Origin of the sequence: Nocardioides hwasunensis (genome assembly GCF_014779665.1) — a bacterium.
GTDB lineage: Bacteria > Actinomycetota > Actinomycetes > Propionibacteriales > Nocardioidaceae > Nocardioides > Nocardioides hwasunensis.
In genome coordinates this window covers 323,722-340,142 of sequence record NZ_JACXYY010000001.1, presented here as the reverse complement: position 1 = coordinate 340,142, position 16,421 = coordinate 323,722, and the positions used below count along the sequence as shown (strand labels likewise).

The 16,421-nt window shown below is 72.1% G+C and carries 16 protein-coding genes; 6 read left to right on the top strand and 10 right to left on the bottom strand.

The features are described from left to right. Nucleotides 1-3: 3 nt before the first annotated feature. Entirely contained in the window at nt 4-1,278 is a 1,275-nt protein-coding gene (locus IEZ25_RS01720; RefSeq protein ID WP_191197658.1) for a S8 family peptidase, read from the top strand. Nucleotides 1,279-1,294: 16 nt separating this feature from the next. Here the strand turns inward: IEZ25_RS01720 and IEZ25_RS01715 are convergent, their stop codons facing one another. From IEZ25_RS01715 to IEZ25_RS01690, 6 genes are all read right to left on the bottom strand, one after another. Then, nucleotides 1,295-1,768 (bottom strand): hypothetical protein, encoded by a 474-nt coding sequence (locus IEZ25_RS01715; protein ID WP_191197657.1) that lies wholly within the window; start codon nt 1,766-1,768, stop codon nt 1,295-1,297. Next, nucleotides 1,765-2,358, bottom strand: a complete 594-nt coding sequence (locus tag IEZ25_RS01710) for an RNA polymerase sigma factor (RefSeq protein ID WP_224748263.1) — start codon at nt 2,356-2,358, stop codon at nt 1,765-1,767. Before IEZ25_RS01710 ends, IEZ25_RS01715 begins: the two co-directional genes overlap by 4 nt. A 101-nt stretch (nt 2,359-2,459) precedes the next feature. Continuing rightward, a complete protein-coding gene (locus tag IEZ25_RS01705; protein WP_318151984.1) occupies nt 2,460-3,317 on the bottom strand; it encodes a GNAT family N-acetyltransferase in 858 nt (285 codons plus the stop codon). Nucleotides 3,318-3,359: 42 nt separating this feature from the next. After that, on the bottom strand, nt 3,360-4,511 hold the full coding sequence (gene ispG, locus IEZ25_RS01700; protein WP_191197655.1) for a flavodoxin-dependent (E)-4-hydroxy-3-methylbut-2-enyl-diphosphate synthase: 1,152 nt from the start codon (nt 4,509-4,511) through the stop codon (nt 3,360-3,362). Nucleotides 4,512-4,569: 58 nt separating this feature from the next. Then, nucleotides 4,570-5,916 carry a M50 family metallopeptidase gene (locus IEZ25_RS01695; protein ID WP_191197654.1) on the bottom strand — a complete coding sequence of 449 codons (1,347 nt, stop codon included), beginning with the start codon at nt 5,914-5,916 and terminating at the stop codon, nt 4,570-4,572. A gap of 23 nt (nt 5,917-5,939) precedes the next feature. Continuing rightward, on the bottom strand, nt 5,940-7,034 hold the full coding sequence (locus IEZ25_RS01690) for a 1-deoxy-D-xylulose-5-phosphate reductoisomerase (RefSeq protein ID WP_191197653.1): 1,095 nt from the start codon (nt 7,032-7,034) through the stop codon (nt 5,940-5,942). 17 nt (nt 7,035-7,051) lie between these two features. On the opposite strand from IEZ25_RS01690, the gene IEZ25_RS01685 reads away from it, so the two are divergent. Genes IEZ25_RS01685 through IEZ25_RS01675 form a run of 3 tightly spaced genes read left to right on the top strand, consistent with a single transcriptional unit; the run spans nt 7,052 to nt 10,446 of the window. Beyond that, on the top strand, nt 7,052-8,125 hold the full coding sequence (locus IEZ25_RS01685; RefSeq protein ID WP_191197652.1) for a tetratricopeptide repeat protein: 1,074 nt from the start codon (nt 7,052-7,054) through the stop codon (nt 8,123-8,125). A gap of 20 nt (nt 8,126-8,145) precedes the next feature. Then, on the top strand, nt 8,146-9,369 hold the full coding sequence (locus IEZ25_RS01680) for an AAA family ATPase (RefSeq protein WP_318151983.1): 1,224 nt from the start codon (nt 8,146-8,148) through the stop codon (nt 9,367-9,369). 15 nt (nt 9,370-9,384) lie between these two features. Next, entirely contained in the window at nt 9,385-10,446 is a 1,062-nt protein-coding gene (locus IEZ25_RS01675) for a tetratricopeptide repeat protein (RefSeq protein WP_191197651.1), read from the top strand. Here IEZ25_RS01675 and IEZ25_RS01670 read toward each other — a convergent pair. Both IEZ25_RS01670 and IEZ25_RS01665 read right to left on the bottom strand, forming a co-directional pair. After that, nucleotides 10,443-11,039, bottom strand: a complete 597-nt coding sequence (locus tag IEZ25_RS01670) for an AMP-binding protein (protein WP_191197650.1) — start codon at nt 11,037-11,039, stop codon at nt 10,443-10,445. The genes IEZ25_RS01675 and IEZ25_RS01670 overlap by 4 nt on opposite strands. A 9-nt stretch (nt 11,040-11,048) precedes the next feature. After that, a complete protein-coding gene (locus IEZ25_RS01665) occupies nt 11,049-12,479 on the bottom strand; it encodes a M1 family metallopeptidase (RefSeq protein ID WP_191197649.1) in 1,431 nt (476 codons plus the stop codon). 172 nt (nt 12,480-12,651) lie between these two features. Here IEZ25_RS01665 and IEZ25_RS22065 point away from each other — a divergent pair, with 172 nt between their 5' ends. Together IEZ25_RS22065 and IEZ25_RS01655 are read left to right on the top strand one after the other, a co-directional pair. Next, nucleotides 12,652-13,557, top strand: a complete 906-nt coding sequence (locus IEZ25_RS22065) for a serine protein kinase RIO (RefSeq protein WP_191197648.1) — start codon at nt 12,652-12,654, stop codon at nt 13,555-13,557. A 21-nt stretch (nt 13,558-13,578) separates the two neighbouring features. Then, complete coding sequence (locus IEZ25_RS01655) at nt 13,579-14,670, top strand: LOG family protein (RefSeq protein WP_191197647.1); 1,092 nt, start codon at nt 13,579-13,581, stop codon at nt 14,668-14,670. Here IEZ25_RS01655 and IEZ25_RS01650 read toward each other — a convergent pair. Then, entirely contained in the window at nt 14,648-15,862 is a 1,215-nt protein-coding gene (locus IEZ25_RS01650) for a glycosyltransferase family 4 protein (protein ID WP_191197646.1), read from the bottom strand. The two genes, IEZ25_RS01655 and IEZ25_RS01650, sit on opposite strands and share 23 nt — an antisense overlap. A 74-nt stretch (nt 15,863-15,936) precedes the next feature. Then, nucleotides 15,937-16,419 (bottom strand): DinB family protein, encoded by a 483-nt coding sequence (locus IEZ25_RS01645; protein WP_191197645.1) that lies wholly within the window; start codon nt 16,417-16,419, stop codon nt 15,937-15,939. Nucleotides 16,420-16,421: the final 2 nt, after the last annotated feature.

Here is a 16,421-nt window from a genome sequence, read left to right as displayed (position 1 = left end):
CCCATGGGCGACTGGATGATCGGTGACGACGGACGACGACGCAGCACGGACCAGCTCCGCGACCTCAGGGAGGCCAACGACGGTCAGGTCCGGTGGGACACCGAGGCGCCGGCCGACTTCACCTACCTCTTCCACCCCGACCACGTGCTGGTGGGGGCCGAGGACGCCGACGACTTCGAAGCCGCCGTGGCACGCCTCGATAAGGACGTCCTGACCGGACCGCCGCGCCGCGACGACGTACGACTGCTCGGTGGTGACCTCGTCCGCTACGTCCTCCCGGAGCGCAGGGGCGGTGAGACGGTTCCCGACGTCCTCGACCTGCTCGAGGCCGACGGTCTGCCCGCCGGCACGGCCAGCCCCGACCACTGGGTCCACGTGAGCCCGGGCGGCGGAGGCGGCAAGACGTGTCCCGCCACGGAGCCGGAGGAGACCGGCCTCGCCGAGCCGTGGCCGCCCGCCGCGCCGCAGGGGAAGGGGCGCCAGGTCAGCGTCGTCGTGGTCGACACCGGCTGGAACCCTCCGTCGGGCACCGACTCGCGCACTCCGTGGCTGAGCGGCGTCGAGGGAGACGACGAGAACAACGGCACGGACCTGCGCCCCTACGCCGGTCACGGCACCTTCATCGCCGGCGTCGTGCGCTGCACGGCGCCGCTGACGGACGTGTGGGTCGAGGGGTTCGCCGTCGACGGTGTCGGTGGTGGCGGCATCCTGGAGTCGGAGATCGTGGGGCAGCTCGAGCAGGCCATGACGCACGATCCGTCGGTCATCAACCTGTCGGCCGGGTGCCGCACGCGCATGGACCGGCCGTCCATCGCCTTCGCCAGGTTCTACCGCCGGTACCTGAGGCGAGCGGACTGCGTGCTGGTCGCCGCGGCCGGCAACGACTCGTGGGCGGCGCCGTTCTGGCCGGCTGCCTTCGACTGGTGCGTCGGCGTCGGCTCGCTCGACCGGGACGGCCGGGTGTCGGAGTTCTCCAACTACGGAGTCTCGGCCGACGTCTACGCGCTCGGCCGCAACCACGTCAACGCGTTCCCGGACGGCACCTTCGTGTGCCACGAGACGCCCGACAAGGGCGACGTCCGGGTGTTCGGCACGGGCCTGGCGCGCTGGAGCGGCACGTCGTTCGCGGCGCCGGTCGTGGCCGGGCTGATCGCCCGCGAGATCTCGGAGACGGGCTGCTCGGCCACGCAGGCACGCGACGCGGTGCTCGCCCGCGCCGTCTACGACTCCGATCCGACGATCGGCCCCCACCTGGAGCTGCGCCAGCCCTACGCCTGACGGCCCTGGAGAGCCCTCAGAGCTGGACCCAGCGGCTGCTGACGGCGTTGCCGCGGTAGTGGACGGTGAAGCGCACCTCGCCGGCCGGCCGGGCCTCGATCGAGAAGAAGCCGAACTCGTCGAGACCGGCACGCCACAGCTCCGCGGCGCTGCCGCGCGTCTCCACGACCACCTCGACGGACCCCATGTCACCGTCGAAGTCGAGGAGCTGGCCGCGCACCTGGTCACCGTCGATCTCGGCGTCGAGGGACCAGCCCTCGGCGACGGTGAAGTAGAGCATCCGCGCCGTCGCGAGGCCGCGCACCTGGGCGGCGGCCTCCTCGGCGGAGTCGCGGACCAGGACGAGCAGCTCCCACTCCTGGTCGAGCTCGGCCGCCGCGACGGCAGCGATCATGGTGGCCACCAGGTCACTCGGCGGCGGGTCGTAGGTCAGCCACATGTCACGCAGCTCCTCGAGGAGGGCGTTGTCCCCCGTGTCGTGCTCGGTCATCGCCCGCCTCCTTTCGCTAGAGCGGTTCGAACCTTGGCCAGGCACCGCGCCCGCGTGGGCCCGATGCTCCCGACGGGCATGTCGAGGTCCTGGCTCAAGGACTGGTAGTCGGGTCGGTCCATGAAGGCCACGACCCGGAGGAGCTTCCTGCACCGCTCGTCGACGGACGCCACGGCACCCCACAGCCGTGCCGCCTCGTCGTCGAGCATCGCGAGGGCCTCCGCCGATTCCACGTCCGGGATCAGGGCGTGCAGCGACTCGTCCTCCACCGGGTCCGCGCGTCGCGCGGACCTGGCATGTGCGGCTGCGCCGCGCCTGGCTGACGTGATCAGCCAGGACGCGACCGCCTGTGGGTCCGCGATGGTCTGGTGGTGGCGCACGAGTCCCAACCAGGTCGACTGAATCACGTCCTCAGCCGCCTGCCGGTCCAACCCGTAGGCCCTCACCACGTGCCACAGCACAGGAGTCATCGTCGAGACCAGCTCGTCCACGGCCCTGGCGTCCCCCGAACGCCAGGCGATGAACGCCCCACTGGCCTTGCTCCACGGTGACTCGTCGGGCTGCCCCTCAGCCCTGCTGCGCTCCGACATGGTGACCATTGTCCCCATGTCTTCTCAGGAGTGGCCACACGACCTGCTGATACACACCTGTCGGAAAATTTTTCCCAGAGCGGCTCGCGGGGCCTCGCCCCTCAGAACATCAGGGTCGCGAACGTCGCCGTCTGCTCGAACCCGACCCGGGCGTACGCCGCGCGCGCAGCGCTGTTCCACTCGTTGACGTAGAGCGAGACCACGGGCGCCATGCCGGAGCCGAGCACGTGGGCGACGACGGCCGACATGCCGCTGACGGCGAGGCCCTCCCCGCGACGGTCGGGACGCACCCACACCCCCTGCACCTGGGCGGCGTACGGCGTGACGCAGGCGACCTCGGCCTTGAACACCACGCCCCGGTCGTCGAAGCTCGCCATCGACCAGCCGCGCCCGATGAGCTGCTGCACGCGCGCGCGGTAGAGGTCGCCGCCGCCGGCGTCGTTCTCCGGTGAGACGCCGACCTCCTCGGTGTACATCGCCACGCAGGCCGGGTAGAGCACCTCGAGGTCACGCTGGGTGGTGGGGCGTACGTCGGTCGCTGCCGCCACGGTGGGGACGTGGGCGATCTCCAGGTGCGGCTGGCACATCCGGACCTCGCGCGGCCGGGCCCATCGGGACTCGACCAGCGACCAGAGGGAGGTGACCACGTCGCTCGGGCCCACGATCGTGCCCACGCTGCTGCGGCGCCGCAGGGCCACCTCGACGAAGGCACCCACGTCGTCCGGGGTGCACTGGACCGGCACCAGGTTCGCCCCGAGGTGACAGCCGGCGACCAGCTCCTCACCGTCGAACCGACCCCAGACCTGCCCCCCGAGCCAGCGCTCGTCGAGGTTGGTGAGCCGAGCCCGGTAGTCGGCGAACACGTTGACCACCGGCTCCTGCTCCGCGAGCGCGATGAAGCGGTCCCGGTCGGCGGGGCCCAGCACGCGCACCTGGCTCAGCTCGCGGGTCCTCAGCACGCTCGGAGCCTACTCACGCACCCGGTCGGCACGACACCGTCGTCACGAGACGGAGACCGTGGCCTCCGCGCCGTCGACCGGCTCCATGCCCTCGGCGATGCGCATGGCCTCCTCGATGAGGGTCTCCACGATCTGCGACTCGGGGACCGTCTTGATGACCTCGCCCTTGACGAAGATCTGTCCCTTGCCGTTGCCCGACGCGACGCCGAGGTCGGCCTCGCGGGCCTCGCCGGGACCGTTGACGACGCAGCCCATGACGGCGACGCGGAGCGGCACCTCGAGGCCGTCGAGGCCCGCGGTGACCTGCTCGGCGAGCGTGTAGACGTCGACCTGGGCACGACCACAGCTGGGGCAGGACACGATCTCGAGACGGCGCGGCTTGAGGTTGAGCGACTCCAGGATCTGGATGCCGACCTTGACCTCCTCGACCGGTGGGGCCGAGAGCGAGACACGGATCGTGTCGCCGATGCCCTGGCTGAGCAGGTGGCCGAAGGCCACGGAGGACTTGATGGTGCCCTGGAACGCCGGGCCGGCCTCGGTGACGCCGAGGTGCAGCGGCCAGTCGCCGGCCTCGGCCAGCAGCTCGTAGGCGCGCACCATCACGACGGGGTCGTTGTGCTTGACCGAGATCTTGAAGTCGTGGAAGTCGTGCTCCTCGAAGAGGCTGGCCTCCCACACCGCGGACTCGACCAGCGCCTCGGGCGTGGCCTTGCCGTACTTGTCGAGGATGCGCTTGTCGAGGGAGCCCGCGTTGACGCCGATCCGGATCGAGGTGCCGCGGTCCTTGGCGGCCTTGGCGATCTCCTTGACCTGGTCGTCGAACTTGCGGATGTTGCCCGGGTTGACCCGGACGGCCGCACAGCCGGCGTCGATCGCGGCGAAGACGTACTTCGGCTGGAAGTGGATGTCGGCGATGACCGGGATCTGCGACTTGGTCGCGATGGCCGGGAGCGCGTCGGCGTCGTCCTGGCTGGGGCACGCGACCCGGACGATGTCGCAGCCCGATGCGGTGAGCTCGGCGATCTGCTGGAGCGTGGCGTTGATGTCCGAGGTGAGCGTCGTGGTCATCGACTGCACCGAGATCGGCGACTCGCTGCCCACGCCCACGGACCCGACCTTGATCTGGCGGGTCTTGCGACGGGGAGCCAGGACGGGGGGCGGGAGCGCGGGCATGCCCAGGCCGACGGAAGTCATGCTCCCAGTCTAGGAGGCGACACCCCGCGGGGCCGACTCGGCAGGACTCCGCTCCGACCTAGCTCAGGCGCAGGGGCACCACGATGTCGGCGACGATCAGGATGACCCCCATCACCAGCATGGCGAGCCCCACGACGTAGGCCACCGGCAACAGCTTGGCCACGTCGACGTGACCGGGGTCGGGGCGTCCGCGGAGGCGGGCCAGGCCGCGCTTGAGGCCCTCGAAGAGGGCGCCGGCGATGTGGCCGCCGTCGAGCGGGAGGAGCGGCACGAAGTTGAACATGCCGATGAAGAAGTTGAAGCTCGCGACGAGGAAGAGCAGCGTGACGAGCTTGTCGGTGATCGGGAAGGCGTCGCTGGCGGCGGCTTCACCGGCGAACCGGCCACCACCGACGATCGAGACCGGGCTCTCGGGGTCTCGCTCCTGGAGCCCGACGATCGCGCGGCCGACGTCGTAGACCTTCACCGGCAGCTGGGCGAGTGCCTTGCCGGTCTCGACCGTCATCGTCCCCATCTGGATGGCGGTGTAGATCGGCCCACCGGTCGCGAGGTGGGTGTCGGGCTGCACGCCGAGGAAGCCGACCTCGGTGAGCGTGTCGTCCTCGAGCGAGGTCTGGCGCAGCGTGACGGTCGTGTTGGTGGTCAGCGTGAGGGTCTGGCCGTCGCGGCGCACCTCGATGACGGCGTCGCCGTCGGCGTTGCCGCGGATCTCCTTCTGGAAGCTGTCCCAGTCGGTGAACGGCGTGCCGTTGAAGCTGAGGATCTCGTCGCCGGGCTGGATCCCGGCCTCCTTGGCCGGCGTCGGCGGGTCGTCCGCGGTGCACGCGCGCCCCTGCTCCTCGACGGGGATCACGCAGGCGGGCACGGCGGCGACGGTCGGCTCGACGACCTCGTCGCGCGGGTTGCCGTAGGTCGCGAAGAGCAGCACGAAGAGGGAGAAGGCGATGGCGATGTTGACCATCGGCCCGCCCGCCATCACGATCACCTTCTTCCACCACGCGAGGCGGTAGAACAGCCGGTCGGTGTCGTGCTCCTTGACGTACTCCCACTCGGCGGCGCGCGCGTCGGAGATGAGCTGGGTGAACATCCCGGTGTTGGACCGGCGCACCTTGTGCACCGCCTCGCCGTCCTCGTCGTACGTCGTCTCCTCGACGAGCTCCTGCGCTCCCGGTGGGAGCATCCCGACGATCTTGACGTAGCCGCCGAGCGGGATCGCCTTGACGCCGTACTCGGTGTCGCCGATCTGCCGGCTCCACACGGTGGGCCCGAAGCCGATGAACCACTGCGGCACCTTGCACCCGAACTTCTTGGCCGGGATGAGGTGGCCGAACTCGTGCAGCCCGATGGAGACCAGGATCGCCACCACGAAGGAGACGACACCCAGGGTGTAGAGGATCGGGGTCACGAGGGGTTCCTTGTCGGGCAGGGTCAGACAGTCTGGAGACGTGTGGCGACCTCGTCGCGGGCCCACGCGTCGGCCGCGAGGACGTCGTCCACTGTCAGGTGCTCAGACGAGCGTACGTCGTGGTCGGCAAGGACCGCGGCAACTGTGGGAATGATGTCGACGAAGCGCAGGCGTCCGGTGCGGAACGCCTCGACGCACTCCTCGTTGGCGGCGTTGTAGACCGCCGGCGCGGTGGCGCCCCGCTCCCCCGCCGCGCGGGCCAGCTGCACGGCCGGGAAGGCCTCGTCGTCGAGAGGGAGGAAGTCCCAGCTGCGCGCCTGCGTCCAGTCGTAGGCCGGCGCCGCCTCCGGGACCCGCTCGGGCCACGCCAGACCGAGGGCGATCGGGATCATCATCGTGGGCGGGCTGGCCTGGAGGATGGTCGAGCCGTCGGTGAACTCGACCATCGAGTGGACGTCGCTGGTCGGGTGGACCACGACGTCGATCCGGTCGAAGGGGATGTCGAAGAGCAGGTGTGCCTCGATGACCTCGAGGCCCTTGTTGACCAGGGTGGCGGAGTTGATGGTGATGACCGGACCCATCGACCAGGTCGGGTGCTGGAGGGCCTCCTCGACGCTCACGTCGGCGAGGTCGTCGCGGGTGCGGCCGCGGAAGGGTCCGCCGGACGCGGTGAGCACGAGCCGGCGCACCTCCCCGCGCGACCCGGCGCGCAGGCACTGGGCCAGCGCCGAGTGCTCGGAGTCGACCGGCACGACCTGGCCGGGCTTCGCACGGCCGGTGACCAGCGCGCCGCCCATGATCAGTGACTCCTTGTTGGCCAGCGCCAGCGTGTTGCCGGCGTCGAGGGCGGCCAGCGTGGGTCGAAGGCCCACCGCCCCGGTGATGCCGTTGAGGACGACGTCGCACTCGCGACCGGCGGCCTCGGTCGAGGCGTCCTCGCCGAGCCCGGAGTACGCCGGCGCGAACTCGGCGACCTGTGCCTCGAACAGCTCGCGGTTCGACCCGCCGGCGGTGAGCCCGACCACCCGGAAGCGGTCGGGGTTGGCGCGGACGAGCTCGAGGGCCTGGGTCCCGATGGAGCCGGTCGAGCCGAGGATCACGATGTCGCGGACGGTCACCGGTCCAGTTTGTCAGGATGGGCGCCGTGGACGGTGGCGGGGCGGACTGGCGGGCGCTGGCCCGTGCGGAGTCGTTGCTGGACCTGCGCCGCCACGCCGAGGCCGAGGCCGCGTTCCGCGACGTGCTCTCCCGCGACCCCGGGTCGGTGCCGGCACTGCTGGGCCTGGGCCGCGCGCTCAACCACCTGGACCGCCAGGATGAGGCGGAGGAGGTCGTGCGGAGCGCGCTGGCGATGGGCCCCGAGCACCCCGGCGCTCACCACGTGCTCGTCGACGTCCTCTGCGAGCGCCACGACGGACCCGCCGCACTGGCCGCCGCCGAGAGCGGGCTCCGCCTCGCGCCGCACGACCACGCCTCGCACTACCAGCACGCGCGCGCCCTCCTCGCCCAGCCCAGGCCGCGGGTGCGTGACGCCTACGAGGCCGCGCTGCGCGCCGTCGACCTCGCGCCGCACGACCCCGACGTGCACAACCTGGTCGGCATCTGCCTCGACGCGCTGGGCAACCGACCGGCCGCGCAGCTGGCGTTCCGCAACGCCCTCGCGATCGACCCGGTCCACACGCTGGCGCAGAACAACCTCGCCGCCACCGAGATCGACTCCGGAAGGCTGCGCCGCGCCGCCGGCCTGCTGCGCGCGGCCGTCGGCAACGACCCGCAGGACAGGCGGCTGCACGACAACCTCGACGTCGTCGTGCTGGTCCTGGGTCGCCGCGTCGTCCTCTCCCTCCTCGGTGCGGCGATCGTCCTCGGCGCGCTGCTGGTCAACGAGGCGCCGTGGTGGACCCGCGCGCTCAGCGGAGCGGCGTACGTCGTCGTGGTCGCGGTGCTCGTCCGCGGTGTGCGCGACCTGCTGCCACCCGGGGTGGGTCAGTGGGGCCGCGGCATGTGGAGCCGCACCCAGTGGCGTGGGAAGTACCTCGTCGGGCTCCTCGCGCTGCTCTCGCTCGGAGTGCTGCTCCTGGCCTTCGCGCCCCATCCGGTCGCCGCGGCGGCAGGGATCGTGCTAGCGACCGTGCTGCGAGTGCTGGGGCTGGTGTGCGTCCTCGGCTGGATCGGGATGGCACTGGTCAACCTCGTGCGCGGCCGATGACCCCTCTCTAGGCTGGCGGTGTGGACGACCGACTGATCGAGAGCCTCACCGCCGCCGTCACCTCGGCACCGGCCGACCTGACCCTCCGGCTGCACCTGGCGAGCCTGCTCGTCGAGGCCGGTCGCGGGCCGGAGGCGATCGAGCACGTGGCGACCGCACTCGCCGCCGAGCCGACCTCGGTCGAGGCGCGCGAGCTGATGGCTCGGGCGATGGGGACGTCGCCGGCTCCGGCCCCTCCCTCCGCCCCGACACCTGCGGCCGAGCCGTCCGAGCCGTCCTCCGGGTTCGACTGGCACGCCGCCGAGTCCGACCTCGGGGAGCGGGTGGGCCCGATGTTCGTCGACGGCACGACCGAGGACCCCGGCCCGGCGCCGTACGACGTCGAGCAGGTCGGCGTCCGCCTCGCTGACGTCGGCGGGCTGACGGAGGTGAAGAAGCGACTCGAGGCGAGCTTCCTCGCACCCCTGCGCAACCCCGAGCTCCGCGCGCTCTACGGCAAGTCCCTGCGCGGCGGGCTGCTCCTCTACGGCCCGCCCGGGTGCGGCAAGACCTTCCTGGCCAAGGCCGTGGCGGGCGAGCTCGGCGCCTCGTTCCTGCACGTCTCGCTGGCCGACGTCCTCGACATGTACATCGGCCAGAGCGAGCGCAACGTCAAGGAGCTCTTCGAGGTCGCACGCAGCTCGGCACCGTGCGTGCTGTTCCTCGACGAGCTCGACGCCATCGGCGGCAAGAGGTCGCTCAACCGGAGCTCCGGCGCCCGCACCACGGTCAACCAGCTGCTCACCGAGCTCGACGGCGTGGGGTCGGACAACGAGGGCGTCTTCGTGCTGGCCGCGACCAACCACCCGTGGGACGTCGATCCCGCGCTGCGCCGGCCCGGGCGGCTCGACCGGACCCTCCTCGTGCTGCCACCTGACCGCGACGCCCGTGAGGCGGTGCTGCGCACGCACCTGCGCGGCCGGCCCGTGGAGCGCATCGACACCCGCAGGCTCGCCAAGGCCACGGACGGCTTCAGCGGTGCCGACCTCGCCCACCTCTGCGAGTCCGCCTCGGAGAACGCCCTGATGGACTCGGTCGGCTCAGGACAGGTGCGGATGATCGGGATGACCGACTTCGACGCCGCCCTGGCCGAGCTCCGGCCGTCGATCGGCCCCTGGATGGAGACCGCGCGCAACGTCGCGCTCTATGCCAACGCCTCGGGCGAGTACGACGACCTCGCCACGTGGCTGCGCAAGCGGCGCTGACCTGACCCGCCTGCGATGAGCGACGTCGACCACCTCCTCGAGCGCGCGTCCGCGCTGCTCGAGCTCGGTCGGCCCGCCGACGCCGAGCACGCGGCCCTGGAGGCGCTCGCCGCGGATCCGACGTCGGCGCCGGCGTTCGTGGTGCTGACGCGTGCCCTCGACGGACAGCGACGTTTCGACGAGGCGGTCGGGGCCGGCCGCTCCGCCGTCGCCGCCGACCCCGACCTCGCCGACGCCTACGTCGCGCTGGCGTGGGCGCTGGTCGGTGACGGGCGGGCCGACGACGCGGTCGCGGTCGCAGGGAGCGCAGTCGCCCTCGAGCCGCACGAGCCGGCCTGCCACCACGCGCTCGGCTGGGCGCTCCTGAGCTCGAGCCCGCCCCGTCACCAGGAGGCGCACGACGCGGCCGCCCGGGCGATCGAGCTCGAGCCGGGTGCCACACCGGCCTACAGCGTGCTCGGACTCGCCCTGGCCGGTCTCGGGCGACGCCGGGAGGGTCGCAAGGTGCTGCGGGAGGGTCTCCGGATCAACCCGCACGACCCCTACCTCCACAACAACCTCGCCAAGATCGACCTCGACCGGGGTCTCCGGATCGGACGCACGGGACGCCACCTGAGCGCGGCGGCCGGGGCGATCCCGCAGGAGCCGGTCGTGCACCGCAACCTCGACACCCTCCTGGTGCGGTTCGCGATGCGGCTGGTCTGGCCGACGCTCGTGGCCCTCTCGGTGCTGCGGCTCCAGGTCGCCCTCGACGCGCCCTGGTGGTCGCGCGCGGTGACCGGCGCGGTGTACGCCGGGCTGGCCGGCCTGATGGTCGCGTGGTTCTCCCGCCAGGTGCCACGCGGCCTGCGCTTCTGGGCGCGCGGAGTGCTGGCGCGGGTCGCCCTGCCGGTGCGCCTCATCGCCCTCGCGATGCTCGCCTTCGCCGCGTGCGTGGTCGCCACCGCGTTCGCCCCGACGTCGCTCGCCGCGGTCACCGAGCAGGCGGCCGGGGTGCTGCTGCGACTGGCGTTCGTGCTGGCCGCCGTCCTCTTGGTCGCCCACCTGGTGCAGCGGCGACGGCATCGTCGCGGCTAGGCGCCGGGCGGCTCGAACGACCAGATCTGCAGGCCGGCGACCTCGAGCAGCGTGGCGCCCGGAGGCGTCGGCGGCGTCGGGACGTCGGAGGCGCCGAGCGCGGCCAGGACCGTGAGCTCGTCACTGCCGTGCCGGGCCAGGACCGCGTCACCGCGGACGTCGGCGCAGCCCGCCGGGTCGGTGCGCCCCGCCCGCATCGCGACGTCCCACGGGATCTCGTCGCCACCGGCGGCGAAGACCACCTCACCACCGCCGGCGCGGACCACGACCTTGCCTTCGGCGCCGGGCGAGTCGTCGTACTGCACCACGGCGCCGACCCGGGCGGCCGCGAGCACCACCAGGACGCCGGTCTCGCGCGAGACCGCGCCGAGGGCGACCTGGTCGCCGGTCTCGACACCGAAGGCGCGCAGCACCCCGGCGCAGGCCGCCACCTCGGTGAGCAGGCGCGCGAAGGTGAGGTCGCTGCCGCCGACCGAGAGCGCGACGTCGTCGGAGCGGCCACGGATGACGTGGACGTCGAGGGCGTTGTAGCAGGCGTTGAGGGTGCCCGGGTCGTCGCCGGCGGGCGCCCTGAACCAGGCGATGTCCGTCATCGGCTCGGCTCAGCCGAGACCGTTGTCGGCGGTGGCCGCGGGCTTGGCCGGAGTGCGCAGCCAGGCCTCGAAGAAGGCGGTGAGGTCCTGACCGCTGACGCGCGCGGCCGTGGCCTCGAACTCGTCGGTCGCACCGTTGCCACCCTTCTGCTCCTCGAGCCAGGTGCGCACGACCTTCCAGAAGACCTCGTCCCCGAGGCGGTTCCGCAGAGCCTGGAGCGCCATGCCGCCGCGGCCGTAGACCGCGGAGTCGAACACCTTGTCCGCACCCGGGTCGCTCACCACGACCTTCCAGAAGTCCGAGGCCGCGTCGGTGTTGTCGTAGTAGCTGCGCAGGATCCGGTCGGCCGAGCGCCCTCCGTGGGTCTCGTTCCAGCGCCACTCCATGAAGGTGGCGAAGCCCTCGTTGAGCCAGACGTCGCTCCAGTGGTGCACCGCGACGTCGTCGCCGAACCACTGGTGGGCCAGCTCGTGCACCACGAGGCTGGTGTTGCTGCTGCCGACCGCCGGGTAGGTCGGGCGGGTCTGGTTCTCCAGCGCGAACCCGGGGTTGAGGCCGGTCGTCAGCCCGCCGACGACCGAGAACGGGTAGTCGCCGAGGTCCTTCTCGAGCCAGCTGACGACCTGGGGCGTCTTCTTCATCAGCTTCATGCTCGCGGCCCGGTCGGCCGGGGCGAGGCCGTCGGAGACCGCGACCAGCCACGGCAGCCCGCGGTGCTTGCCCTTCGCGATCGTGTAGTCGCCGGCGGCGAAGAACGCGAGGTAGGGCGCCATGGGCTCGTCGGCGCGCCAGTGCCAGGTGGTCGACCTCTTGCCGGTCGTGCGGCCCTTGAGCTTGCCGTTGGCGATGACCTCGCGCCCCTGGGGCACGGTGACCTTGACGTCGACGACGGCCTTGTCGAGCGGGTGGTCGTTGGCCGGGAACCACCACGGCGCCATGTGGGGCTCGTTCATCGCGACGACCTCGGTCCGGCTCGCCAGCCAGTTCTTCTCACCCGCGTAGGAGTGCCGGTCGGGGTGGTCGTCGTAGGTCACCACGACGGAGTGCTTCGACCCCGCGGCGAGGGGCTGGGTGGGGGTGATCCGCAGCTCGTGGCCACCGTCGGTCTTCGTGAAGGCGGCCTTCTTGCCGCCGACGGTGACCTTCGAGACGTCGAGCAGGAAGTCGAGGGAGAAGCTCGCGAGGTCCTCGGTCGCGGTGAGCTTCACGGTGGTGGTGCCACGCAGCCGCTTGGTCGCCAGCCCGTAGCGCACGTCGACCTTGTAGGTCGACACGTCGATGCCGCCGTTGCCGTCGAGCGGCCAGTAGGGGTCGCCGATCCCCGCAGCACCGTCGACCGGCACAGCGGCGGCCGTGGCGGGCGCACCGGCGAGTCCGGCCAGCAGCGTGGCGGACGCGGCGACGGAGAGCAGGGTCCGGGGCAGGGAGCGTGTGGTCACCGTCCGAACCTAGCGGACAAAATCGGATGCGGTGCGCGCCCAGGTGCCCCAGACTGACCGGCGTACTCCCCGGGCGGCGAGACGCGCCGCCCGTGACGTGAGAGGAGCCGTGACATGTCCATCACTGTCCTCGGCCTGCCCGCCGACCACCTTTCACACCACCGGAGTCACCGTGTCGCACACCCCGCACCACCAGTTCCCGGAGGACTTCCTCCGGCCTGACGACCGTTCGCCCACCGAGGGCATCGACGAGTCGTTCGTCTTCTCCTACGACACCTACGCCGACGAGCTCGGCGAGGGTCGACGATGGTCCCGCTGGGAGGACCTCGAGGCCCTGATGAAGGGCCCCGAGCCGCGCCCCGACTGGGTCGTGACCTCCAGCGGCGCCATCGACACCGACCTCGGCATCCTCAAGACCGGCAAGGAGGCCAACGTCTTCCTGCTCGAGCGCGAGGACCCGCACGTGTCCGGGTCCGACGTCGTGATGGCCGCCAAGCGCTATCGCGACACCGATCACCGCACCTTCCACCGCGCGGCCGCCTACACCGAGGGACGCTCGATGAAGCGCTCCCGCGACGAGCGCGCGCTCAAGCGCAAGTCGACGTGGGGCAAGCAGGTCGCGGCCGGGGAGTGGGCGATCTCGGAGTGGAACGCCCTGCGCCGCTGCTGGGAGCTCGGACTGCCCGTCCCCTACCCGGTCCAGATCGACGGGACCGAGATCCTCATGGAGTGGATCACCGTCGACGTCGACGGTGTCATCGAGACCGCACCGCGTGTGGCGCAGGTCCGCCCCGAGCGGGAGGTGGTCGAGGGCTACTACGAGCAGCTGCGCGACGCACTCGCGACCCTCGTCCAGGCCGGGCTCGTGCACGGTGACCTCTCGCCCTACAACACCCTCGCCGCGGGCGACCGGCTGGTCGTCATCGACCTGCCGCAGGTGGTCGACCTGGTCGGCAACCCCCGCGGCATGGACTTCCTGCTGCGCGACTGCGCCAACATGTGCGCCTGGTTCCGCTCGCGCGGGCTCGAGGTCGACGAGCACGACCTGTTCGGCGAGCTGATGGCGCACGCCTTCTGATCGGCCACCTAGGTTGGGCTCGTGCTGCACTCCCAGGGACGTGTCCTCGACGTCACGACGCTCGCCGACCTCGACCGCCGCCTCGCCGCCGGCGCGCGCTCCCTCGCGGGGTGGCGCGTGGTCGGGCTGGACCTGACCGCGCGGGGCCCGGACCTGTTGCGGTGCTCGCTGGCGCAGTCGCTGTTCCTCGGGTGCGAGTTCGCCGACGGTGACGACGACGCCGTACGCCGTGCGGGCGGGGTGGTGCTGCCGCAGATCCCCGGCATCCCGGTCGACCCCTACCGGTCCTCGCTCTACTCCCCCACCGACCTCTACGACGCTCCCGACTACCCCGACACCCTCGATGCCCGCGCCTACGCGTGGTCACGCAGCGGCACCCGGTCCGAGGACACGTTGGCGCGAGCGCTGCACGACCACCACGTCGACGACGCGCTGGCCGCCTGGGTCGCCGGCCGCGACGTCGTGGGCGTGATGGGCGGGCACGCGGTCGAGCGCGGGAGCCGGGCGTACGCCGATGCTGCCCGGCTCGGACACACGCTGGGCTCCCGGCTGACCGTCGCCACGGGTGGCGGCCCGGGCGCGATGGAGGCGGCCAACCTGGGGGCGTTCGTCCCCGACGACCTCGAGGCCGCACTGGACGTCCTCGCCCGGGTGCCGTCGTTCCGACCCGACATCGGCGCGTGGGTGCGAGCGGCGTTCGACGTGGTCGAGACGACTGCCGGTGGCCGGGAGTCGCTGGGCATCCCGACGTGGCACTACGGACACGAGCCGCCGAACCCGTTCGCGACCGCCATCGCGAAGTTCTTCCGCAACGCGCCGCGCGAGGCCGTGCTGCTGGAGGTCTGCAACGCTGGGATCGTCTTCCTGCCTGGCGCCGGCGGCACCGTGCAGGAGATCTTCCAGGACGCCTGTGAGAACTACTACGCCGACGAGTCGGCCGTCGCGCCGATGGTGCTGGTCGGCCGTCACCACTGGACCGAGGAGCTCCCGGCGTGGCCGCTCCTGCAGGCCCTCGCCCGCGGTCGCGCGATGGAGCCCTCCGTGCACCTCGTCGACACGGTCGACGAGGCGGTCGAGATGGTCGGGGCGCTCAGCTCGCGCGTCGGCGGCTGACGGACGGCGGCGCGCTGACGTCGCGGTAGTGCTCGACGAGCAGCTCGTTGACGGCCTGCCAGGTGCGGTCGCGCACGCTGGCGCGTGCCGCGATCGACATCCTCCGTCGCAGCACCGGCTGGGTGACGAGGCGCTCGACGTGGGCCACGAGCTCCTCGGCGTCCCCGGGCTCGTAGAGGTAGCCCGCGACGGTGTCGTCGACGACGTCGATCGGCCCACCTGCGCGGGGCGCCACGACCGGCACACCGCTCGCGAGCGCCTCCTGGGCGGACTGGCAGTAGGTCTCGTGGCGTCCCGTGTGCACGAAGACGTCCAGCGTCGCGTACGCGCGGGCGAGCTCGTCGCCGTGCAGCAGGCCGAGGAAGGCCGCGCCGGGCAGCAGCGCCCTGAGCCGCTCCTCCTCCGGGCCGCCGCCGACCAGCACCAGGCGCACACCCGGGAGCCGGTCGACGTGGGCGAGCAGCTCGAGCTCCTTCTCGGGCGCGAGCCGGCCGACGTACCCGACGAGCAGCTCGCCGTTCGGGGCGAGCTCGGCGTGGAAGGCCTCGTCCCGCTTGGCCGGCTCGAAGAGGACCTGGTCCACGCCGCGCGGCCACCGGGCGACGGCATCGATGCCGAGGCGACCGAGCTGGTCGATGCTGGCGCTCGAGGGGGCGAGGGTGCGGTCCACGCCGAGGTGGATCCGGCGGGTCAGGCCCTCCATGGCGCGGGCGCCGCCGGGAATGGCGTACCGGTCCGCGAAGCCGACGAGGTCGGTCTGGTAGATCGCGACGGTCGGGATGCCGAGCGACCGCGCCGCCCTCGCGGCCTGGTAGCCCAGCGTCGCGGGCGAGGCGATGTGCACGACATCGGGACCGAAGCGCTCCATCCCGGCGCGCAGCCGACGGCGGGTCTCCAGGCCGATGCGGAACTCGGCGTAGAACGGCAGGTTCGCGCCGCGGGCGTGGGTGACGGGAAAGCCGGCGTACGTCGCCGGGCCGGTCGGTGCGACGAGCTCGGCCTCGTGACCCTCGGCGGCGAGGTGCTCGAGCACCCGGCGCACGGAGTTGGTGACGCCGTTGACCTGGGGCAGGAAGGACTCGGTGACGACGAGGACGCGGAGCCGGCGGGCGCCGGCGGCACGGGTCAGCGGGAGGGTGAGGAGGGGTGCCGGGACGGTGCGGCTGCGACGCCGCCTCTCGAGCAGGTCCATGGCACGGACGCTAGGAAGCGTGCCGCAACGGACGCACCGCTCCACGCAAAGGACACGTGAACGCTCACCGACGCTCAGGGAGCGGGGTCGGCGCCTGCCAGCAGCTGTTCGCGCAGGATGTCGGCATGCCCCGCGTGGTGGGCCAGCTCGCGCAGCACCTGGAGCTGGAGCGCCCACACCGCCCGCTCCCCGCGGCCGGTCACCGTGTCGGCGAGCGAGAGGTCGGCCATCGTCCGTCGGGAGCGCTCGCACCGCTCCGCGTGCGCGGCCAGGACCGACTCGATGGTGTCGGCCTTCGTCAGCGTGAACGAGCGGTCGGGACTGCTCGCGATGCCGATCTCCTTCGTCGAGCGAGCGCTGACGGCCTGGTCGAACCAGACACCCTCGACGTAGGTCACGTGCTTCAGCAGTCCGAGCAGGGTGGTCTTCGAGGGCACGAGCCGGGCGCGCGCCTGCTCCTCGGTGAGGCCGTCGAGACTCGCCCGCAGTGCCGTGCGGTACTCCTCGATGAGCTCGTCGATCCGGCCGCGCAGGTCGGCGGTCCACGTCTCGGCCACGG